At 35.7% G+C, this 22,884-nt stretch carries 19 protein-coding genes; 10 read left to right on the forward strand and 9 right to left on the reverse strand.

The window, feature by feature from the left end; genetic code table 11:
- Positions 1-59: 59 nt before the first annotated feature.
- From DWB61_RS16255 to DWB61_RS16270, 4 genes are all read left to right on the forward strand, one after another.
- Entirely contained in the window at positions 60-1,337 is a 1,278-nt protein-coding gene (locus DWB61_RS16255; RefSeq protein ID WP_225423411.1) for a DEAD/DEAH box helicase, read from the forward strand.
- A 40-nt stretch (positions 1,338-1,377) separates the two neighbouring features.
- Positions 1,378-2,571, forward strand: a complete 1,194-nt coding sequence (locus DWB61_RS16260; RefSeq protein ID WP_125031994.1) for a protoporphyrinogen/coproporphyrinogen oxidase — start codon at positions 1,378-1,380, stop codon at positions 2,569-2,571.
- A gap of 72 nt (positions 2,572-2,643) precedes the next feature.
- Complete coding sequence (locus tag DWB61_RS16265; RefSeq protein WP_125031995.1) at positions 2,644-4,770, forward strand: Tex family protein; 2,127 nt, start codon at positions 2,644-2,646, stop codon at positions 4,768-4,770.
- A 44-nt stretch (positions 4,771-4,814) separates the two neighbouring features.
- Entirely contained in the window at positions 4,815-5,051 is a 237-nt protein-coding gene (locus DWB61_RS16270) for a hypothetical protein (RefSeq protein WP_125031996.1), read from the forward strand.
- Positions 5,052-5,138: 87 nt separating this feature from the next.
- Here the strand turns inward: DWB61_RS16270 and DWB61_RS16275 are convergent, their stop codons facing one another.
- Positions 5,139-5,861, reverse strand: coding sequence for a head GIN domain-containing protein (locus DWB61_RS16275; protein ID WP_125031997.1), 723 nt, complete (start codon positions 5,859-5,861; stop codon positions 5,139-5,141).
- Positions 5,862-6,081: 220 nt separating this feature from the next.
- Here DWB61_RS16275 and DWB61_RS16280 point away from each other — a divergent pair, with 220 nt between their 5' ends.
- The 6 genes from DWB61_RS16280 (at position 6,082) to DWB61_RS16305 (ending at position 10,116) form a co-directional block, all read left to right on the forward strand.
- Positions 6,082-6,570: an RNA polymerase sigma factor gene (locus tag DWB61_RS16280; RefSeq protein ID WP_125031998.1), complete on the forward strand. Its 489-nt coding sequence runs from the start codon at positions 6,082-6,084 to the stop codon at positions 6,568-6,570.
- Positions 6,554-7,003 carry an anti-sigma factor family protein gene (locus tag DWB61_RS16285; protein ID WP_125031999.1) on the forward strand — a complete coding sequence of 150 codons (450 nt, stop codon included), beginning with the start codon at positions 6,554-6,556 and terminating at the stop codon, positions 7,001-7,003. Before DWB61_RS16280 ends, DWB61_RS16285 begins: the two co-directional genes overlap by 17 nt.
- A gap of 45 nt (positions 7,004-7,048) precedes the next feature.
- The gene (locus DWB61_RS16290; RefSeq protein ID WP_125032000.1) at positions 7,049-8,323 is read left to right on the forward strand and encodes an NHL repeat-containing protein; all 1,275 of its coding nucleotides are present in this window, start codon (positions 7,049-7,051) and stop codon (positions 8,321-8,323) included.
- A 241-nt stretch (positions 8,324-8,564) separates the two neighbouring features.
- Complete coding sequence (locus tag DWB61_RS16295; protein ID WP_125032001.1) at positions 8,565-8,819, forward strand: hypothetical protein; 255 nt, start codon at positions 8,565-8,567, stop codon at positions 8,817-8,819.
- Between the two features lie 92 nt (positions 8,820-8,911).
- Entirely contained in the window at positions 8,912-9,109 is a 198-nt protein-coding gene (locus DWB61_RS16300) for a PspC domain-containing protein (RefSeq protein WP_125032002.1), read from the forward strand.
- 290 nt (positions 9,110-9,399) lie between these two features.
- Entirely contained in the window at positions 9,400-10,116 is a 717-nt protein-coding gene (locus tag DWB61_RS16305) for a hypothetical protein (RefSeq protein ID WP_125032003.1), read from the forward strand.
- Between the two features lie 58 nt (positions 10,117-10,174).
- Here DWB61_RS16305 and DWB61_RS16310 read toward each other — a convergent pair whose 3' ends face one another.
- From DWB61_RS16310 to DWB61_RS16345, 8 genes are all read right to left on the reverse strand, one after another.
- On the reverse strand, positions 10,175-10,765 hold the full coding sequence (locus tag DWB61_RS16310; RefSeq protein ID WP_125032004.1) for a hypothetical protein: 591 nt from the start codon (positions 10,763-10,765) through the stop codon (positions 10,175-10,177).
- Positions 10,766-10,861: 96 nt separating this feature from the next.
- The gene (gene nadD, locus DWB61_RS16315; RefSeq protein WP_125032005.1) at positions 10,862-11,437 is read right to left on the reverse strand and encodes a nicotinate (nicotinamide) nucleotide adenylyltransferase; all 576 of its coding nucleotides are present in this window, start codon (positions 11,435-11,437) and stop codon (positions 10,862-10,864) included.
- Between the two features lie 72 nt (positions 11,438-11,509).
- A complete protein-coding gene (gene gmk / locus DWB61_RS16320) occupies positions 11,510-12,073 on the reverse strand; it encodes a guanylate kinase (RefSeq protein ID WP_125032006.1) in 564 nt (187 codons plus the stop codon).
- 76 nt (positions 12,074-12,149) lie between these two features.
- Entirely contained in the window at positions 12,150-13,028 is an 879-nt protein-coding gene (locus DWB61_RS16325) for a YicC/YloC family endoribonuclease (protein WP_125032007.1), read from the reverse strand.
- Between the two features lie 110 nt (positions 13,029-13,138).
- Complete coding sequence (locus tag DWB61_RS16330; protein WP_125032008.1) at positions 13,139-14,470, reverse strand: MATE family efflux transporter; 1,332 nt, start codon at positions 14,468-14,470, stop codon at positions 13,139-13,141.
- Between the two features lie 621 nt (positions 14,471-15,091).
- A complete protein-coding gene (locus tag DWB61_RS16335; protein ID WP_125032009.1) occupies positions 15,092-15,679 on the reverse strand; it encodes a DUF502 domain-containing protein in 588 nt (195 codons plus the stop codon).
- A 430-nt stretch (positions 15,680-16,109) separates the two neighbouring features.
- Positions 16,110-20,696, reverse strand: a complete 4,587-nt coding sequence (locus DWB61_RS16340) for a translocation/assembly module TamB (protein ID WP_125032010.1) — start codon at positions 20,694-20,696, stop codon at positions 16,110-16,112.
- 14 nt (positions 20,697-20,710) lie between these two features.
- Positions 20,711-22,528 carry a BamA/OMP85 family outer membrane protein gene (locus DWB61_RS16345; RefSeq protein ID WP_125032011.1) on the reverse strand — a complete coding sequence of 606 codons (1,818 nt, stop codon included), beginning with the start codon at positions 22,526-22,528 and terminating at the stop codon, positions 20,711-20,713.
- Positions 22,529-22,884 lie beyond the last annotated feature (356 nt).

Here is a 22,884-nt window from a genome sequence, read left to right on the forward strand (position 1 = left end):
GACAGGCGGCTATTGAGACACCAATTTGGTATTATATTATGAGATGGGTTCTGTAAGTCATGGAAGCTATAAATTTGAAGAAAACTCAATCTCATGTTTCATATTATTCATATAATAATTCTTCAGAAAACTTGAAATTTTCAGAACTTGACTTTTGTCCCGACATCATGGAAGGCCTTGATGCTATGGGCTTCGAAACACCTTCTCCTGTTCAGGAGTTGGCCATACCACAAATTATAGATAATAAGGATTTAATCGTTTGTGCACAAACAGGTACGGGTAAAACTGCGGCCTATTTATTGCCAATCATGGATAAAATCCAAAAGTATAAAATTGAAGGATTCAGTACTTTAATATTGGTTCCTACTCGTGAATTAGCTTTGCAAATTGATCAACAAATGCAGGGTTTTGCTTATTTCCTTTCCATTTCATCACTTTCAGTTTATGGCGGTGGCGATTCTGGAGTTTGGGATCAGCAAAAGAAGGGGTTAATGACTGGAGCTGATGTGATTATAGCAACACCAGGGCGCTTAATTTCCCACTTGAATTTGGGTTATGTGAATACTAAACAGGTTAAACACTTGATTCTTGATGAAGCAGATAGAATGCTCGACATGGGATTCTATGAGGATTTAATGCAAATAGTAAATCATCTACCTAAGCAGCGCCAAAACTTAATGTTTTCAGCAACTATGCCTGAGCAGATGAGAAAATTGGCTAGTAGTATCATGGTGAATCCTGAGAGTATTAATATTGCGATATCGAAGCCAGCAGAAGGCGTTTTGCAAGCGGCTTATATGCTTTATGATACTCAGAAGATTCCTTTGATTGGAACCTTACTCAAAGATAAAGACGTAAAATCTGTGATTATCTTTTCTTCAACCAAGTTGAACGTTAAAGCGATGACTAAAGAGCTAAAACGTCAGAAATTTGCAGTTGAAGGGATTCATTCCGATTTGGAGCAAAACGAACGTGAAGAGGTCCTTAGAGGCTTTAGAAACAGGAAGTATCAAATTTTAGTTGCTACGGATATTATAGCCCGAGGGATTGATATCGATTCAATCGATTTGGTCATTAATTTTGATGTGCCTAGGGATGCTGAGGATTATGTGCATAGAGTTGGACGTACCGCTCGTGCGGCTTCTGAAGGAGTTGCTTTGACCTTTATTACCGAAAAAGATCAGATGGATTTTAAGAATATTGAAGATTTGATTGAGAAAGAGATCTTTAAAATCCCTGTACCTGCAGAATTGGGTGAAGCTCCCATATATAACCCGAAACCGAAAAGAAAAGGGCCTAAGACGTTTTTTAAGAAACGTCCTTTCAAGAAAAAATAGGAATCATGAACTAAAATCTAATTACTCATATCTCATTACTATGAAGACTCTCTCTGAAAACTACGACATTGCTATTGTTGGAGCCGGTATAAGTGGACTCGCAATGGCTTTTAGAATTGCTCAATCGGGCAAAAAGGTATTGTTGCTAGAAGCTAATGAGAGGGCAGGAGGCTGTTTGAATACCCTTTATAGTGATGATGATTTTTGGGTGGAGATGGGTGCTCATACATTTTATTCGAGTTATACCAATGTGATTGGTTTAATTCAGTCAATAGGATTAGAAGCTGATATTGTAGCTCGAGAAAAATTGAGTATGAAGCTTTTTACCAATAAGCATGAGAAGATATTTGCTCCTTTGTCAAAATGGGAATTATTGACCAATGTGCCAAAATTAATCGTATCCAAACGCGATGGCAAAACGGTAAAGGAGTATTTCTCAAATGTGCTAGGTAAGAAAAATTATAATAAGGTTTTTACTCGCATGTTTTCTGCAGTCATTGTCCAGAATGCCGATGATTTCTCTGCAGAATATTTTCTGAAACGCAGAAAAACAAAGAGTGAAAGCCATCCCAAAAGCTTTATCCTAAAAAAAGGAATGTCGTCGATAGCCAACGCTATTTTAGCACATGAAAATATTGATATTGCTTACAATAAAAGAGTAAGTTCGATTGAAAAGGCTGTTGGATTCTCAATCCAAACTGAAGATGGAAGTTCGTATCAGGCTAAAGATTTAGCATTTGCATCTTCTCCTAAAGAGGTTTCGAATCTTCTAAATGTTATGAATTCTGAACTGGCTGATTTGTTGAGTGAATTTCCAATTCAGAATCTAGAATCAATGACTCTTATATTAGAAAAAGATAAGCCAGGTATTGAACCTGTAACTTTCGTTATTCCTCTGCAAGGAGCTTGCTATTCAATGGTAACTCGTGATGTGCTGCCTGATGAGAAATATAGAGGATTTGCTTGTCATTTTCAACAGGATGATGCTTCCAATGGGGAGCAAGCTACTACAATGGCTAGGCTTTTGGCGGTAGATGAAATACCACAACCTGTGAAAGCCAATCACACTTTACCACTGATAAAAGTAGGACACAAGGAACGGTTGGCTGCCATAATTTCTCAAGCACAAAAAACAGGAATTTATATCACAGGAAACTTCTTTAATGGACTCTCATTGGAAGATTGTGTTGAGCGTTCTAATGAAGAGGCTAAAAGGTACCTTGGGAATCACTAATTGAACCTACACATAAGAATTTTCTTTCTTAAACCAAGTTGAAGAAAGTCTCGATTAAATAAAAGTCGCAAAATGAATTATATCAATAATATAGCCAAGAGCTTGGGAATCCAAGCCTCCCAAGTTAAAAACACCGTAGAATTACTTGATGAAGGAGCAACAATGCCTTTTATCGCTCGTTATAGAAAGGAACGAACAGGTAGTTTGGATGAGGTTCAAATTGGGGATATTAAAGATGAACTTGCTCGCTTAAAAGAGTTGGATAAACGTCGGGAAAGTATTACTGATGCCATTGAAAAACAGGACAAGCTTACCGATGAATTACGAGCTAAACTGAATGCATGTACCCAACTTAATCAGTTGGAAGATTTATACTTACCCTACAAACTTAAGCGTAAAACGAGAGCCGTAAAAGCTCGAGAAAAAGGATTAGAACCTTTAGCAAAGATTTTAATGTCTCAAAACGAAATGGATACTGAATCAAAAGCTTCTCAATTCTTGAATGATGAAGTAGCTAATGAGGAAGAAGCTTTACAAGGAGCCAGAGATATTATTGCAGAATGGATTAATGAAAATGAAGTTGCTCGAAGTTCAGTTCGTAATATTTTTCAGCGTCAAGCTTCCATTCGTTGTAAGCTGGTAAAAGGGAAAGAAGAAGAAGGCATTAAGTTTAAGGATTATTTCGATTCTGAGGAGCCACTTCGGAAATCAGCATCTCACCGATTACTTGCTATGCGTCGTGGTGAGGCAGAAGGGATTCTTCGAGTTGCTATTGCACCTGATGAAGATGAGGTTTTAGAGAAGTTAAATCGGATTTTTGTGAAAGGTCAAACTTCGTCTTCAAAGCAAGTCGAATTAGCTGGGAAAGATGCCTATAAGCGTCTCTTAAACCCTTCAATTGAAACTGAGTTTGCCAAAAGCTCAAAAGAAGCAGCCGATATTGAAGCAATTCGTGTATTTGCCGAGAACCTAAGACAATTGTTATTATCCTCTCCTTTAGGACAGAAGCGTGTTTTGGCCATTGACCCTGGATTTAGAACGGGTTGTAAGGTTGTTTGCTTAGATGCTCAGGGGAATTTATTACATAATGAAACCATCTACCCACATGCTCCCCAGAATCAGGGAAGTATGGCAGCTCGTAAGCTGACTAATATGGTTGAAACTTATAATATTCAAGCTATTGCTGTTGGGAATGGAACGGCGGGTCGTGAAACAGAACGATTTGTAACCAATTTACATTACGACAGAAAAGTTCAGGTGTTTGTAGTGAGTGAGGCTGGAGCTTCAATTTACTCAGCTTCAAAGGTCGCACGTGAGGAATTCCCTGAATATGATGTGACCGTTCGTGGGGCAGTTTCCATTGGTCGAAGATTGATGGATCCTCTGGCAGAGTTGGTTAAAATTGAACCCAAATCGATAGGTGTGGGGCAATATCAACACGATGTCGATCAGAATTTATTACAACAAAGCCTCGATCAGGTTGTTGAATCTTGCGTAAACAAGGTTGGTGTCAACTTAAATACAGCAAGTAAGCATTTGTTGACTTATGTATCTGGATTGGGGCCTCAGTTGGCTCAAAATATAGTAGATTATCGAACTGAAGAAGGTGCCTTTACGACACGTAAACAATTAATGAAAGTTAAGCGCATGGGCGCTAAAGCTTTTGAGCAGTGTGCCGGTTTCCTTCGTATTCAGAATGCTAAAAATCCGTTGGATAATTCAGCTGTCCATCCTGAAGCTTATGGTATTGTTAAAGAAATGGCGAAAGATCAGAAATGCTCAGTTGAGGATTTGATTAACGATAAAGAAATTCGTTCAAAGATAAGTTTGAATGATTATGTGACATCTGAAATAGGTTTGCCTACTTTGAAGGATATTATGGAGGAGCTTGAAAAGCCAGGACGTGATCCACGTCAAGTGATTAAAGTTTTTCAATTTAAAGATGGGATATATAAAATTGAACAGTTGGAATTGGGTATGGAGTTACCAGGTATTGTAACCAATATCACTAACTTTGGAGCATTCGTAGATGTAGGAGTTAAGCAAGATGGTTTGGTTCATATTTCACAATTGGCCAATCGCTTTGTTTCGAATCCAGCAGATGTGGTTCAATTGCATCAGCACGTTAATGTAAAAGTTACTGAGGTTGATGTGGCTCGAAAAAGAATTCAACTGTCGATGAAAGATGTTGAGCAGTAAAGTTTAGATTTGAAAAGAAGTGAACACTTGTAAATAAATATATTATGGATTTTAACGATCAGGATGTTATTATTGAATGTCCAAAATGCCAAGGTGAAATTGTGGTTAAGATTTTAGAAATTACAAATCATCATACAGTTGCCTGCCCGGAATGTGGTGCGAAAAATGATTTATCGGCTAATGATCCTTCTGCAAAATTAGGTATTCCTAAAACCTATTTGCCTTTTGAAGGTTTAGGTGATTATATTGAAGAAGTAGAGAGTAAAAGAAAGAAGAAGTAAGGGGTGGGATATCGTGTTACTGATCACCTGAAGAGCTATAAACAAAGAGCCTGTTCCATTGGAACAGGCTCTTTTAGCGATTGAGAATTAGCGTCGATTAACATCTCCACCGCTTGAGGTATTTACGTCAACCTTAGTTGGGTTGCCATAGTAAGTAACATCTCCTCCTGAACTAGCAGAAGCGTCAATTTCTTCAGTAGCATTTACTGTGATATCAGCACCACTAGATGCTTTTGCCTTACATATTTTAGCAGTTAATTCATGAGCATCTAAATCGCTACCACTGCTTGCCTTTGCATAAAAGTATTTTGCGGTTCCCCATAAATCAGCATCTGCGCCAGAGCTAACAGAACACGAAAGTTTGTCAGCATGAATGTCTAATTTAGCGTCAGCTCCAGAGCTCACTTCGATATCTAATTCCTTAACTTTAATTGTTGATTTGGTTTCGAAATCGCAACCACTTGAGATGTGAATTTCATTGACATCAACTAAGGTAATATATACCGACATAGCCTTAGCTCTGCGAATACGCTCTTCAACCTTTACAACTAATTTGCCTCCACGAACTTCGGTAATGATATTATCCTGAAGGTTGTCGTCAGTTTCAACTGTTATGGCTTCTTTATCGCCTTGTACCACGAAAACATCAAGACCAGTGCCTGCTGAAATCGCTGTGAAATGACCAATCTCTCTATCTTGTTTTACTAAATTCCCATTACCCTTTTCGCCTGAAAATTGTGCGTTGATACAGGATGTTGTTCCTAAAACGAGTACCATTAGGAATAAACTAATTCTGTTAATTTGTTTCATATCATTTAAATGTTAGTTGTGTGAAAATGTTAATCTGTGTATATGACGCTAAGTATTTATAAAAAGTTACAGGTTTGTTGATATTTAAACTTAATTTTAAAAACTATGTTAACTTTAGGTGTGTTTATAGGGATGATAACTGAAAAATAAAATTCAGGAAAAGTTAAATAAAATTGTCACAAATAGCATTTAATTACGACTAAGTATTAAAAGCAGCTTATTGGAGACCTTCGAAAAAATATACACAGATAATTATGAGGCTATGTTTCGTGTCGCACGGAAAATGGTTTACGATGGTGATGTTGTATCTGATATTGTACAGGAGGTATTTCTTTACTTTTTTGATAAGGTAAATCGAGGCGAAAAAGTTCAATACCCCAAAAGTTGGCTTTATAGAGCAACATACAATAAGTGTATTGACTATTGGAGAGAGAAGAAGCGATTTGAAAATATCGATTTGATTGAGGCAAGTAAAATTGAAGATGAGGACAATGATAATTCAGCTGCGAAAGCTGCTATTAATTTAGCCTTGGATAGACTGAGGCCTGATGAACGTTTTCTGGTTATCTTATATAGCGAAGGATTATCCTATAAGGAAATAGCAGAAGTCACCAAAATTAAATTCACTTCAGTGGGTAAAACGCTATCTAGAATATTAAAAAAAATAGAGATCGAATTAAAATGTCAATGTGATGAGCTGTATAACTAATGAATTAATTCAGAAGTATATTGATGAGGAAACAAATTTAGAAGAGCGTGTTTCTGTAAAGGATCATTTGGCTCATTGTGAGCAATGTGCTCTTAAATTAGAAGCTCAACAAGATATGGTTCGTGATATTAAAAAAACATTGAATTTATTAACCCAAAATAACATTGAAATTCCTCCAATGATTCTACCTCTTCAGGTAAACAAGAGACGTCTTGTTTTGAAAAAGAGATTGATTTATTCTTTGTCAGCAGCTTGTGTTCTTTTGTTTTTTGTTATGATTTTCCCGATTAGCAGGGATCTGAAACAAAATGGAATAAGCTTGTTGCAGACTTTTGATGAGGATTACGATGCCAATTTACCTATTAGCCAACAAAAGATGATTATCAATGTGGTTGACCCTACAGGTAAAGTAACTGAATTTTATGTAGAGTGAAATTTAAGAGAAAACTAAGCATTTGTTCAATTTAAAAATAACAAAATGAGAAAATTTGTATTTACGATACTGCTTTCTGGAATTCTAATGTCTGTGTCATCACAGAATCTTTTAGATATTTATAGAAAAGGAACTGTTAAATTAATTCCAGATACGGAATACGCTCAGAATAACAATTGGAATCAGGTTTTTGAAACCTATTACGATACCATTTATAATAGACCAATGGGCGATAGAAAATCGCTTAAGCTATTACCAGACGGTTCAGTTGTTGTCAACCATCAATATCGAAATTACTACAGTAAATTCTCTCCAGATGGAAAATTTATTAAAGAGTTTGGAATTAAAAACAGTAAGGGTAAACAATTCAAGCGTATTGATCCAATTGCGGGTGTGATTAATGATAATTTGTACACAAAATTGGATAATATGGGTAATATGGTATGTTGTGATTTTAATGGGAAATACATTAAAACCCTTAAGCTTGATTATATGGCTAAGCAAATGATTCCTATCAGTGATACAAAAATTGCGGTAGCAGGTTGGGTGATTTGGAAAGATCAGTTTAGAGATTTTGTTTCGATAGTAGATTACGAAACTAATGAAGAGAATGTAATATGGGAACACTTTACCGATAGATCCTTTGCTAAAGGACATACGACTATGTTTCAATATAGCTATACTTTTAAGGAAAGAGGTATGTTTTCTATTAACACAATGCCATTGACAAATGATAAAGGTTTAACATCTCATCCAAATATTGCTGTTTCTGGTAAAGAATTAGTTATTGCTATTCCTGATACAGGTGAGGTTATGGTTTATGATTTTAATGGTAAGTTAAAATCCAAAGATAAGATAGACTGGGCTCGTAATTACGTATCAGTAAAAGAGCAAAAAGAGATACAACAGAGGGCTATAGATAGATATAAGAGTATTAAGAATCCAATTTTTGCCAGCTGGGTTTCTTCTGAAGAAAATAAAGAGGCTCTGAAAAAGGTAATTAGCGAAATGGAAGAAGATTTTAAGAATATTTCTAAGCCTTTAGCAGTACCCGTATTTTCAAATATTATAAAGGACTCCGATGGTAACCTATTGTTTTTTGAATTCCCGAAAGAGGTGAATGCTAATAAATTTAATGTTTGGATTTATAAAGAAGATGGTCAATTCATTAGTCAAAGCAGTTTTGTTTGTGATGACTATGATTTGCAAATTACACCTTCGAAAATAGTGTTTCGTGATGGTTACATTTATGCGCTACAAACATTGAAGAAAGCTTCAGGTGTTCCTCTTCGATTGGTCCGGTTTAAGTTGACAAATTAGAAATAAGAACGACCAGCTTTCGCTGGTCGTTCTTATTTTTAATCATTATAGCGTAATATATATTTTATTATATTAAGGTTTGCAATTAATACGGCAAATTACTTAATACGTGTAGTGCAATAGCATAAAGAATGGGAGTAAGTTTTTTATCGTTTCATTTTTTTTTGTTTTTCTATTGACTTTGTTGTCTTTAGAAGTTTTCTATGTTTATCTTTGTAAAAGCTTTTATAAAACTACAATTATGCTACCTAAATTTTTATTAGCGGATAATTCGCAAGAATTACCAGACACTTTGTTTATCATTCATACAAAGGACCCTCGTTGTATCATAGAATGTGATGTTGAGGATTTTAATTCTAGCCAAACTATTTACTGGCTTGATGAAGAACCAAAAGAGAAGGAACTTATTGAGGATGTAATGGACGAGGCAGAGACTTTCTATAATGATGAGTTAGAAAGTCAAGAAGACTTGTACGACGAAGAGTTTGAAGATTAATTCAAGCGTTTTTTTACCGCCGATAATCTTACACAAATCATTTTGAATGGTAACAATGTGTGAGATTTTCGGTGAATTAACGTGTCTATTTTATGAGAAAAAAATTAAAACGATCATCGAATAAAATGATTGCTGGCGTTTGTGCTGGAATCGCAGAATATCTAGGTTTAGATGTTACTCTTGTTCGTGTAGCTTATGTTTTGCTTTCTATTTTTAGTGCAGGTTTCCCAGGCCTGATTGTATATGTGATATTAATGTTCGTAATGCCCGATTACTACGAAGTCATGTAGACCATTATTTAATTTATGCAACGTTAGTGAATCCCTACTGGATCATTCATATCTTCCTTATTATTAGTGTTTTGTTGTCCTGTTGAAGAGGTGTGATATTTAGCTTTCTAAAAAAATATTGTTTTTTTTAAGCTTCTATTATTTTGGATTGATTTTTATTCTACTTTTGCATCGATTTTGAGAAAAGGAAATGTTTTCTAAGCCTTGTCAATCAAGCGTTTTAGATGATATTTATCATGTTTCCTTTAACTTAAATCAAAACAAGCTTTAAACAACAAACACCAGAACGAATGAGAATTTTTAGAAGTTTGCTATTATTATCAATGGCAGTCTTATTGACTTTAAATGCACAAGCTAGTGATAAGTCAAAAAAAACAGATGTATCATTAAGCGTTGATGTAGTAAGCCGACATGTTTGGCGTGCACGATTTTCGGGAAATGCACCCTGTATTGAACCAACACTGAATTTCCAAATTGGTAAATTCTCTTATGGGGTTTGGGGATCATATGCTCTTGATGAGTCGTATCAAGAGGTTGATTTTTATGTGAGCTACAACACCTCTCTTTTTGAGTTTAGCCTTTACGATTTTTATTGTCCTAATGTTGATTTTGAAAATTCTGATTTCTTTGATTTCGATAGCGATAAAAGTGTTCACTTTTTTGATGCTGTTGCTAAATATAAGGGGTGCGAAAAGTTTCCTATTTCAATCATGACCTCTGTTTTGTTTTACGGAGAGTACGATCGTGATGCCGATAACGATCAGCGCTATTCGACCTATGTTGAATTGGGATATTCTAATTTTATTGGAGGTAAGAAAGTCGCTTGGGCTCTGGGAATGACTCCAGCTAAAGGTTTTTATGCTGATGAAATGAATGTTGTAAATATGGGAATGACCGTATACGATAAGATTAAATTTAGCGAGCAATATTCTTTACCAGTGAGAGCAGGAGTGAGTTTAAATCCGGTACAAGAAAAATTACTTTTTAGTCTTGCTTTTACTCTGTAGGTAACCGTATAAGATATTTAAAGCCTTGTTGATTCACTTCAATAGGGCTTTTGTTTTTTTAATACTTGATTGTGTAATTCTTAAATTCAGCATTGAAAGCAAGATTAATTTGTTTGATTTTTTGAATTTTATGGAAACAGAGAAGTCCATATATGCTTAATGTTAGGAAGAGAACCAAGTCAAAGTGTACCCAGATTTCAAATTTCTCTAAGTAGCAAACACCTCCCAATAGACCTAGTGAAATCAATAAAACGTTCATCACGATTATCGTCTTAGATCTTAATTCATTTTCAAATTCGGCATTAACAGAATCAGGAAGGGATGATTTATAATCTGTTACTTGATTACAAATTTTTTTCAGATAGGATTTGTGTTTTTTTAGTGTGATATATTTTCCATAGCCATATACTTTCAACTGAAAAGCAAGAGAACATGCGTAGAATAGTCCAGAGTTCATCCATCTATTACTGAATGAGGAAATATTCATAGAGCTTAAAAGAGCAAATGCAATTCCTAATAATAAGAATAAAATTGAGATGTAGTAGATAAATTCAATTCCAAATTTTTGCTGCTCAACCTGAGTGAAGTAAATGGGTTTGCTTTTCTCAATTAGATTGATTCTATTCTCTATAATCTTTTCTAAAGTCATAGCTTTATTGCTCTTAATTTATAAAATGTTAACTAATTTATAAATTAAATAGATATTGACCAAGCCAAAATTATGTTTTTTACAACAAGAGTGATATTATTTTTCGTAGAAATGCATATCCTTGATATACTGGTATGCTTGAGTTGGAAGAAAGAATGGAATTTCTTTTTTCTCTTTTATTGCCTGACGAATGAAACTAGATGAAACTTCCATTAATGGGGCAGGAACAATATGAATCGTGCCTGGTAAATTGACATCTTCATCCTTAAAACCTGGGCGAGGATAGACATAGAGCTCATGGTTCTGCAGTAAAAGCTCGTAATTTTTCCATTTGGTAAAATTATTCAAATTATCTGAGCCAACAATTAAAGAAAATTGATGATTATTATGCTTTTCTTTTAAGTAGCTAAGCGTATCGATAGTAAAAGACGGTTGTGGTAAGCCAAATTCAATATTTGAAGCTTTAAACTGAGGATAAGCTTCAATAGATAATTTAACAAGCTCAAATCGGTGATAATCCGCCAAAAGACTAGCTTTATTTTTAAGAGGATTATGTGGACTAACAATAAACCAAATTTCTTCCAAATCGGTAAATTCAGCCATAAAATTAGCAATGGCTAAGTGTCCAATATGAATTGGGTTAAATGATCCAAAGAAAAGTCCAATTTTCATAGTCTATCTAATGTGTGTTGTTCGTAGTGAAAAAACCGTGATGTATGAACGCTCACAAATCACGGTCTAATATTATTTTAGAAAATTAGTCAAAGTTTCTTCAGCTTCTTTCAATGCATCTTCTAGTTTATCATTAATAATAACAGTATCGAAACGCTTAGCATAACTGAGCTCATATATAAATTTATCAACTCGATTTCTAATAACCTCTTCACTTTCAGTAGAACGTCCTCTCAATCTATTTTCGAGTTCTTCAACCGAAGGTGGTTGAATAAAAACGGCAAGAGCTTTGTCTTCGTAATATTTTTTGATATTAAGTCCACCAACCACGTCAACATCGAAAATTACATTGTTGCCATTTTCAGTAATGCGATCAACTTCGCTTTTAAGTGTGCCGTAAAAACAGCCCTTGTAAACTTCTTCCCACTCTAAAAAATCATCCTTGCTAATTCTATTTTGAAAATCTTCAGTGCTTAAAAAATGATAATCTTTACCATCAACCTCGTTAGGTCTCATTGGACGATTCGTTGCCGAAATAGAGAACTCTAACTTGAAATCTTTTGTCAGTAGGTGCTTAACGATAGTCGTTTTTCCAGCTCCACTTGGAGCAGAAAATATAAGGAGTTTGCCAGACATTTTTTTGATATGAAAATCCCGAAATGAATCGGGATATGAATATTTGATATTTCTTAATTGGATACGCTAATCTTAATTAAAGCACGTTCAATAATTGCTCTTTAATCTTCTCTAATTCGTCTTTCATTTGAATGACAATTTTCTGAAGATTAGTATCATTAGCTTTAGAACCAAGAGTGTTGATTTCACGACCAATTTCTTGTGCAATAAAACCTAATTTCTTACCTATAGCTTCGTTTATATGAGCCGTTTCGATGAAATATTTACAGTGATTAGCAAGACGTACTTTCTCTTCAGTAACATCAAACTTCTCAAGATAATAGATCATTTCTTGTTCAAAACGATTTTTATCGATATGTTGTTTCTCAACGAATTCGTTTAGATTATCGTTAATTCTTGTTTTGATTGTGTTGATTCTGTCTTCTTCGAATTGAGGAACTTGTGCTAGCAAGTTTTCAATATTGTAGATTCTCGAAAAGATATCTTCTTCAAGAGCAGTTCCTTCCTGAGTTCTAAACTTGATAAGTTCAGCAATAGCTTCTTGAGCACCTTTATGAATTAACTCCCATTCATTTTCATCAAAAGCTTGGTATTCAACTTTTAATGTATCAGGTAGTTTGATAATGGTACTCAATAAAGGCTCATTATCAATAGAGATGTTTAATTTCTCTGATAATTCCTGAAGTTGACGATAGTATGCCTCAACAATGGGTTGATTGATTTTTGTCTCTTTTTCAGCACCAACACTCTCAATAAAAATTGAAAGTTCAACCTTACCTCTCTCTAGCTGTTTTTTGATATCATTACGAAGAACCAAATCTTTTTCCTTATACAGGTTTGGAATTCGTGTGAAGATATCTAGCTGTTTGCTGTTAAGGGATTTTATTTCGATGGAAACCTTTTTGTTTTCCAATTCAATAGTGGCTTTTCCGAAGCCCGTCATTGATATTAACATAGTAGCGAAAGTTGATTTTGGCAAAGGTAAGCCTTTGAATTCGATTTGCAAATTGACGGTAAGCTAAGTTATTAAAACCGAGTCTTTGTCAATGATTATTATTGATATTATTACATTGTAACTGCTTTTGTCTTCCATTTTCCTGTTTGATAATAAATATACGAAAAGCTCATCCCAATAACCCATCCCATAGGAATTGACCACCAAATGCCATCAGAACCAATTTTACCGGATAAGAAATAGGCTGCAGGAATTCTAATGATCCATAGCGAAAACAAGGTAATAAACATAGGGATGAGTGTATCCCCAGCCCCACGTAAAACACCATGAATGGTAAACATGGAAGAAAAAACCAGATAAAAAGAACTTACAATGATCAGGTAGTTTTGTCCGATTTCAATAACTTTTGGATCACTTGTAAACAGTCTCATTAAATCACTTCCGAAGATCACAATCAGAGCTGTCATAGCCAAACAGAAGATATTAGACATGATAAAGGTAGCCTTGAAGCCTTTCTTAACACGATCAATTTTATTTGCACCCAAATTTTGACCGACAAAGGCTGAAACAGCTTGAGAGAAATTCATGGCTGGTATCATGGCTAGAGAATCAATACGACCTGCAGCTGTGTAGGCTGCAATCACATCGGTACCAAAACCATTTACAATACCAAGCAGTGCCATCATACCCATAGCAACAAAAGTGTGTTGTAAGCCAGAAGGTAATCCGATTCTTAAACTCTTGTAAAATAAATCTTTATCGAATTTAAGTTTAGATAAAGCGAATTTCATTATTTTATGACTGCTATTCAGGTAGAGAAGAGCAGCTATAAAGGCGATTCCTTGAGCTAAAACAGTGGCCCAGGCAGCACCAGCAATTCCCCACTTAAACACCATCACGAAAAGTAAATCGAAAACAATATTTAAAATGGATGCTAATATTAGAAAGTAGAGTGGTGTTCTGGAATCTCCCAGACCACGAAGTACAGAACTAGTACCATTAAAACCAAAGAAGAGTATCATTCCTGCCATGTAAATATTCAGGTAGGTGGTCGCTTGGGGTAAAAGTTCCTCTGGTAGCTGAAGCAATCTGAATAAATCTTCGCTAAAAATGATGCCTAGTATTGATATTAGAAAGCCAGCAACAAACAAAAAGATGTACATGGTATCAATCGATCGTTTTACGCGATCGATATCCTTAGCACCATAGAACTGTGATATGACAATTGTAAAGCCAGAACCAATTCCTATCAATAAGGCAATTAGAGTAAATATGATTGGAAATGAGGCTCCTACAGAAGCTAAGGCTTCTTTGCCGAGAACTTTACCTACAATGATACTATCAACAATGTTGTAAAGTTGTTGAAATACATTGCCCAAAAGCATGGGGAGCGTAAAATTAAATATATGACGAGCTACGTTTCCAGTAGTGAAATCTTTCATTGGAAAATTATTGGATTACAAAGCTCCCTATTTAATTCGGAATCTCAAAATTTGCCTCTATATATTTAGAGCTGATTGATATTAAGTTGTTTTATTTTAGGTATGTTGAAGTCTATTTTAAAGCGCCAGAGAAGCTATAGGTTAAGTTCATCCTTTGATAGAGGATTTGTCTTTTATTTTTCAATACCTCAATGGTTGATATTACAATCTGAGGTATGGTACGACTTAGCCTTTCTTATTGTATAAGGAAAGGCTTTTTTATATATCGTTAATTATAAGGGGGAAGTATGTCTATTGAATTAATGCAGAATCGTTACACAACGAAAAAATACGATCCTTCTAAAATTGTTTCAGATTGTCATATCGCCCAATTAAAAGAGATATTACAATTGAGTCTATCTTAAAAGTCGATAAGGATAAGCCATTATTTGCTGTAGCTATTGGTTATAGAGAAGCTAATGATGAAAATAGACTCTCAAGAAGTCCAAAATTAAAATATAAAGTAATAATATAGTCTATTTCATCTTCTTAATGTTTTTGAAGAATACGTTTTTTTTATGGCTGTAGAATATTCAATATTATTTATTAATTATTTTAGGCTAAAGTGTAGAAATAATTAGCTCAGCTTTCTTGTTCCTGATTACTTAAGCCTGATACGCCTCCTGAGATAATAAATTTCATGGCTTCAGTGGGGCTGATATCTATCGTTTTTATTTGAGTTCTTGGTACGATAAACAGTTCCCCTGAGAAATTATAAGAATGAGGAAAATATACAGCTACTTTTTCCTTTTCGTTAAGTTTTGTCAAATCTTCTTCAGTTAAAAAACCTATTTTTTCAAGATTAGAAATAGGATTTACTAAAACAAGTACCGGCCGGTTAAATTTTTTCCCTTTTCCTACAAATGCGGAAAATAAGTCGTTGAATGCAGAATAGATTACTTTTAGCAATGGAACCTTATCCAATAACCTTTTAAACAGGAGTTGAAAGGGTCTGGCAATAATACTTTGTCCTAATATTCCAGTTAGAACTAACAATAATGCCATTACAAAAATTCCTAATCCAGGGATATCTATATCGAACAGCTTATGAAATGTTTTATTTACAAGATTATCAATAAAGCTGAAAATTAAATAGATGATATAGCTAGTGATCCCAATTGGAGCAATATATAGAATGCCTTGAAAGAAATAATTAACTAGTTTTTTCATGAGATCTTAATTTGGAAAAAGGTTAAGTGAACTTTACTTATTAAATTATATACAAAGCAATATTAGGCATAAATGCCAAATTACCCACCTTGTAGGGTGATTAGTTTCATTGGGGATAGGGTGATCTTCATGTGGAATTGATTTAGATTATGGGATGTATTCGCGTTCATAATACAATAATATCAGCTTTTTTCAACGAGACCAATTATTTCAATATTTGTTATAGCAAGAGCAAGGGGCTTACTCTAAAATTCAAGATCAAAAGGCTCTAGAGTCTTGGGATTGTTTTCACAAACAGAGTAACTCTTTACAAAATACTAAATATTTTTAATTCTTTAAACCTTGAATTATAATTGTACATTTTCTCAAAACATTTGTGTGATGGTGGTTATAATCTACTTGAATTCAGGCGCTTGGGTTGTTTTATGCTCTACTTCCAAGTCCACTTTATAATAAAATCAAAGCCTGAATTCGTACTCTGATTGGTTGCCTGTAAAAATAGTGAACGATAAAACTGGTATTCTATAGATATTTTTTCGGGCTCAATTGTTTTGTCCTTTTTATTTAAAGCAAAAGTGCGTTCGTAGCTCAGGAACAAATTATTGGTAATATATTTCCCAATGGATACACTGCTCTGGTTTCCTCCTCCTTTTCCTGAAATTTCTATAACATCAAGTCCAAGAGACGATTGTAAGGCATCTTTCATGACGGTTGAAATTTGTCCGATGGCTAAATCCTTGGCAATATCTACATTACTATTACTTGCAGATGCCGTTTCCCTAGTATCCAGCTGACTGGGACTTTTGTTAAAGAGGAGGTAGGAAATCGCATCTTTCTCCTCAATAGGACTGTCTTCAAGGAAAAACTCCACCTTGGGTTGAGATACTCGGCCCGATATATTTAGATTAAGTTTCTGCAACTGATTTTCGGGATCACGGAACTTATAGGCTATCTTAAAGTTCACGACTGGATTGATTTGTTGTCCTCCCGTCAGTGTAATTTTGCCTTCCTCCACTTCAAGCCTACGGCCGTAAATTTTATAGTAGCCTCGCTTAATATTCAAATCACCGAAGAAATCAATTTGTTCCCCCTCCTTTATGGCTTTGATCTTACCAGCCAGTTCGAAATTCATATTTTTCCCTTTCAACCAGGAATTGCGAGGGATTTCAATCAGGAATTGCCCGGTGAGATTCTTATAAATATCAGGAGTGACTTTAAGATTTGTATCCTTTTTCACTCTCTGTTGGTTTTGCAGTTCTATGGACTTTTCCTGAGCTTTTACAAGCAAAGGTTGATCCATATCCACAACGCTACTATTGTATTCTTTTAAAAGAATATCAGTATTTAGGAAAGAACTCAATATGGTCAGATTCCCATCAAACACAGAGTGCTTTGCATCGCCTTTTATTGATAAATCGGTATTTAATATCGCCTTTACCATTTCAGAATTAAGAGCCGTGAAATTTTCCCCTTTCAGTTTGATATCCATGTTTTTAATTGCATCATCACCAAGGCTGTCTATCTCTATTGCCCCCCTTACATTCAGTTTTCCTTCACCAGATAAAACACGAAGCGTATCAAGCAAAAAGAGATTATCCTTCAGCTGGCTGCGCATTTCAATCTGACTATAATCTATCCCCAATTTATTATAGATCACAACTCCTTTATTTAGTTTAAACTCTCCACTTAACTTAGGTTTCCTAATGGTATTGCCAATATCCATATCCATGCTTACCAAAGCTTTTGCCTCCAAGTCCCTTAGGGGTAGATAGGGCGCAAATTGGCCGAGGTCTAGTTCATTAATTTTAATTTTGGCATCCAGAGGTTTGTTTGCCCTGAAAACAAATAAGCTATCAGTAAAAGCAAAACGCACTGGAAGCTGAAGCTTTGCCGAAATGATTGGTTCAGTTTTTCGACTCAAAGTACTTGATAATGTAAATACTTCTTCAGCATATTTAAAAGAATTGGAAAAATGACTATAGTTCAATTGATCCATTACTGGTTGTGTAATTACAAGGCTGCCACCCGCGATAGGATTCTCTGCCGTACCAGCGATATCAAGTCCAAAATTTAATTTCCCTGAGTATTGATAGGGCATTAATTTTAATTTTGAGAATTGGGAAAGATTCATGTTCGTAATAGCCAGATGCAGGTCCTGATTACCCCGGAAAGCAACAACGCCATCGACTTTTACGGCACTTTTATCCGAAGCGATCTCAAATTTTTGAAATTCGATGGAATCTTTTCCAAAATGAATAAAACTGTCGGAACCTCCTCCAAGCCAATGGTTGTTATAAATATTGAAGTCGATTTTAGGAAGATAGAGTGATGGGTTTTGCCCCATATGCCATTCGGATAAAATATTACCGTTTAGGCTGTCGGAAGCATGAAAAGCAAAGGAACTAACAACTTTCTCTTGATCTAAACTGCTCTGAAGTTTCATCATTTCAACTTCCAGGTTTTGGAAATGGGTATTTTTTATCTCAAGGTCTACATTACCCGAATATCCTTTATTGTAAAATGACAGATTGGCTTGTGTTTCAATACGATTTGCAGCGATGGAGTCATACTTCAACTCTTCCAATAGCAAACGGGTGTAAACGTGAATGCAGTCGGAAGGACCGGAAATATTAGTCTCAAGTTGTCCTGCAAAACTCAAATTCTCTTGTTTCAATGCGGAACTGAGCATTTGAATATCCTTGGTTTTTATATCAAGAGCAAGTTGGTTCGATTTCTTCCAGTGCCCTTTTCCACTGACCTCTCCCAAAACAAATGGGGTTTCTATCTTAAATCCCTCTAATAGGTACATCCCTTGTTTAACACTTAACTGCGCATCAAAATCATTCAAGGGCATACCCAAGAACGTTGATGAATCAACCTGCATCCGGATTTCAGTCATTAAGGAATCAGGGTTGATTCCTGTTCCATTGGCCTCAAATATTAGATTTATGTCGGATTGCAGAGTATCGTTTCGGGTAATTGTAGCAAGGTTGATGTTATCCACCTTACTCAAAATAGAGTAGGAGGGATTGGTAAATATTTGACTTATATCCATCGTAGTCTTCAAGCTTCCAAAGATCGTATTGGCTAACAGTTTTCCTTTTAAATTTTGCCCTTTCTTCTCTATTTCAGATGTGAAGTTTTCTAAGTAATAATTCCCAAAATTGGCATGTCCTATTTTCGAACCTGCATGCAGATATAAGTTCTGTAGGTTGATGGGGAATGAAGAGTTATCCAGCCAACTTGAATCACTCTTTGACTGAAAATGGCTGAGAGATAATAGGGCATTAATACTTGCCTCAGTATTAGATATGCCAAATTTTTGGGTTCTGATTTCTTCTATCCTGGCATTCGATTGAAAAGCCAACTGACTAAAAGGTCCGGACAGTTCACCATCCAATTCTCCCTTGAAATGTGTTATTGGCAAACCGAGAGTTTCCATGGTTTTTTCTATCTTTTCTGCCCGAATACTAAACCCCAACTGGTTTTGTCCAGAAAGGTGACCAGATCCTTGAAGGCTTGCCTTAAGATACGGAGTCTCAATATGAATGCCCTTAATCGTGTATTCCTCCTTTTTTATGCCAAATTTGGCATCTGCCAGTGAGATTGGCTGACCAAAAAGATGGGATTTTTCAGATTGAAGTTGAATGTCTGCTTTTATTTCACCGGGCAGTACGCCTTGCCCCTTGCCTTGTAAGTTCAGATTAATATTAGAGCTTAGCTTTTCATTCCCGATTAATGCTCCTATGTTGATTCTCAGCAGCTGAATTATAATATCATATTTGGGTTCTGAAAAAACGTCTTCCAGTTGGAATTTGGAAACCAGATCTCCGAAGATGGTTCTGCCCTCCAGACCTCCTTTAATTGCATCCTTTTCTTTATTTAAAGACAATAGTAAGCTATCTAGTTTGTAATCTCCATATTTCAAATCAGAAAACTGAGCTTTGCCGTACAAGCTGCCTTTTCGAAAATCGAATCCCTTGCCTTTAAATTGAATACTTCCCTTTGTGTTGGATTGCAATTTGGCCCTTTGGGTCCAGTACTCACCATTCAAACTATCCATTTTGATAAGGCCTTGGTAGGTCGGAATACTGTTTAAATCGGCTATTTGCCCCTGAATCTTAATACTCTGTTTATTCTGCGTGATATTACAATTGATATTGCTACTATTAGATTGATTCCTTAGCAGGAGCTCTATCCAGACTTCTCCATGAAGATCGGGCAGCCATTCATTCAGTTCATCAAAGTTGAGGGGGGATGCTTTAAAGCTGAGCTCTGAATAATAAGGCTTGTTGAGCGGTATGAATCCCCATGATTGTATAGCTGTAACCCCTAGCTGAAGTTCAAAATCTTGCCAGCTATAAACAGAATCAACAAGAGTTGCCTGAAACTTTAGCTGATCGATCTGAAGAGATGGCTGCTGTGAGGAAAGCTTGAAACGATCCAAATTAAGTTTCACACTGTTTGTAGCTATTTTGAAAGAAAGAGAAGCATCTAATTTGAGCGAGCGAGGAATCCTGCTACTTGTGTCACGAGTTTGAATGTTGGCTTCAAAATCTGTAACATGTACTTTTTCAAGATCAATTTTCCAGTTGAAAGATGTCTTCGTTGTATCCTTTTTGGCTGTTTCTCCCTGAGGAAACAATTTTTGAAAATTCCATAAGCTGTCACTACCTTCCTCCAGCTCAAGTCGAAGTCCTTTAAGATTGATCAGATCAAGCTTGATTTTTTTAGATAATATAGCCCAAGGGTTTAATTTGATCTCTAGTATACTCAGGCTGACCAAATCCTTTTCATCCTGTTCAATTCTTATCCCATTTACCTTAAAGTGTGATAGTGGGTTACCCTCTATGCTTTTTATAATCAGTTTCCCGTTCAGCTGTTGATTACCATTTTGGGATATCTTGGTGGCTATCCATTGGTTAAAGTTTCCGGTGGAAATGGTAAATAGCAATACAGCAAGAAGAATCAGAATTCCTCCCACTACAAAACCTGCTATTTTAAATATGCGTTTCATTTCTTTTTTTAATATTAAAAGGCATGTCCGATGGTGATGAAAAACTGGAGATTAAACTTTTCGCCCAATATTGGTGTTGCAAAGTCCAGTCGAACAGGTCCCACAGGAGTTTTTACACGTAAACCCAATCCTGCGTCATAGTTAAAGCTTCTTGGGTCAAACTCCCAGGGGTCTGACCAGACATTTCCCATGTCCATAAATGTAACTCCCGAAAAAATTCCAAAAAGAGGAAATCTCAACTCTAGACTATTCTCCAGCATACTGTTTCCACCCACTTTGTTGCCTCCTTCATTTATAGGAGAAATCTGGTGGCGCCCCCAGCCTCGCAACGACAAGGCTCCTCCTAAGAGAAACCGGTCTTCAATGGGTGTTTGACTATCACCTTGTGTAGGCTCAATTGTACCGACTTTCATTTTGCCTGCAAGTACGACTTCCTTTCCAAGCGGATAAAAACCGGCTAGCTCTAGAATGAATTTGTAGTAATGAAACTGGCTTTTGAAGCCAAGTCCCATATAGGTAGCCATAGTACCAAATTTCCAACCTGTCGATGGAGAAAACAACTTATTGGTTGCCCTACTGTTGTAGCCTAGGGTAACACCCGACTTAGTGTTATTTAGCTCCGCGATCTGATCCGTATTTATTGAAAGACTGGCCTCTTTCAGATTTACCTTATCCTGTCCGTAGGTATAGGAGATATAGGCAGATTTCTTTTTTGAAAAAACTTTCTGGAGGGTAAGGGATGTTCCCCACCTATCTACCTCATAACTCTCCTCTAGTTCTCTTGAGAAGAAAGGGTTCAGTATGAAATCCATATTTTTGCTCCACAGCTGAGGTTGTATGAATTTTGTTTCAATATTTAAAGGGATAAAATGAGAATGTTGCCCTTTAAAAGTAAGGCTTCGTCCACCCCCAAGAAAATTAAGGCGTTTCAGTAGGAGAGAGACTCTTAGCCTATCTTCGGTACCGTAACCTAATCCTGTTCTCAAAGACCAGCGTGGTAACTCCTTTACTTGGATATGAATGGGAATTCTGTTATTCTCCACACTATCCATACTAGCTCTTATGGTTACATATTGGAAAAGTCCCAGATCAAATAGTTTCTCCTGTGTTCGCTCCAGTTGTGTTTGTGTGAAAATTTCATTCTGCTTAAGCTTAATTTTTTTATTGATATAGGAACGGGAAATCAATGAATCTCCCTCTAACTTCATGGCCCCTACATATGATTTGTGTCCCGGTAAAATGCTATAGGTCACGTTAGCAGAAAGCTTGTCGGGGGACAAGGTAATGTCGGTGATAACCCGAATATAAGGGTAGCCTTTGCTGCTGAAATTATCGTAAATCATTTTTTCGGTGGCGATAACATCTTCATCTCTGAAGCGATGTTTTGTTTTTAGTTGGACCAACTTTTTTAGGGAATCTAAATAGGGTTGACCATTCCCGTTCTTAGGTATGTTCAAAAGAACCTTCCCAGTAAGAACTGCACTCCCTTCTTTTATTTTTATTGCTATATCGAGCTTTTTGCCATTACTAGTTGGTTTCAGATGATAGCTAATCACTGATTTCAAAAATCCACTCTTCAGGTAATATTTTTTCAGTTTTAGGATATCCTCTTCAAAAGTGAAGCTGGAAAAGCGCATTCTTTTATTCCAAAAGCTAATTTTTTTGCTAAAAGAGGGGGGCTTGGTATTCATTTGTTTAAGAAGAGATTCCCGTGATAGTGAATCATTTCCTGAGAAAGTGATTTTTCGGATAATAAGGTCATTCTGGGCAAAGCCATTCGTTGTCCCCAAAAGAAAAAATAGAAAGAATATGATGAAGTGGCGGAAAGGCATATTTGGAGTTGGTCGTTTTTGTTCTCTTCTAAAGATATGGAATTTAGTCTGAAGACTTACACTAGTTTGCCCAATGAAATTATTGAATTAAATAGTATTGTGATCACTCCAGAATTTAAAAGTCCATAATTGGGAAAAGATATTCAGAAAACAATAGGATAGTCAGTCTCTTAACAGTCTGATTATTTATCTGCATAAAACAAAGAGGGGGGCGATTCTTTGTGCTTACTGGAGTTGCTACATTTACTTGGACAGTGAGTTAAGGTATAATTATCTTAATAATTTATATCTTAGAAAATGGAAAAAGAGAGACGAAAATTTAGTAGAGAGTTTAAATTAAATGCTGTTGAGTTAAG

It is taken from the genome of Ancylomarina euxina, from assembly GCF_003863355.1.
GTDB lineage: Bacteria > Bacteroidota > Bacteroidia > Bacteroidales > Marinifilaceae > Ancylomarina > Ancylomarina euxinus.